The organism is Neisseria sp. HMSC078C12 (assembly GCF_001838065.1).
Taxonomy (GTDB): domain Bacteria; phylum Pseudomonadota; class Gammaproteobacteria; order Burkholderiales; family Neisseriaceae; genus Neisseria.
This window is the reverse complement of sequence record NZ_KV835613.1, coordinates 1-450: the sequence shown is the minus strand read 5'-3', so window position 1 is coordinate 450 and position 450 is coordinate 1. Positions and strand designations below refer to the sequence as shown.

Genomic DNA, 450 nt, shown 5'->3' with positions numbered 1-450 from the left:
TGTGCATAGTCTTGACGGACTCCTCGCCCATTGTAATACGCCACACCCAAATTATAGTGGGCTTGAGCAACCCCTTGTTCTGCAGCCCTACGATACCACTGCACTGCCTGTGCATAGTCTTGACGGACTCCTTGCCCTTGTGCATACGCCACACCCAAATTATATTGGGCTTTAGCATACCCTTGTTCTGCAGCCTTGCGATACCACTGCACCGCCTGTGTATAGTCTTGACGGACGCCTTGCCCTTGTGCATACGCCACACCCAAATTATATTGGGCTTGAGCAAACCCTTGTTCTGCAGCCCTACGAGACCACTGCACTGCCTGCGCATCGTCTTGACGGACTCCTCGCCCGTTGGCATACATATTACCCAAATTATATTGGGCTTGAGCATACCCTTGTTCTGCTGCCCTACGAAACCACTGCACTGCCTGTGCATCGTCTTGACGG

1 protein-coding gene is annotated in these 450 nt (G+C 52.4%); it reads right to left on the bottom strand.

The genetic code is table 11. The features are described 5' to 3' along the window. On the bottom strand, nt 1-450 hold a 450-nt coding region (locus tag HMPREF2596_RS08390), incomplete at both ends, for a tetratricopeptide repeat protein (protein ID WP_210401074.1).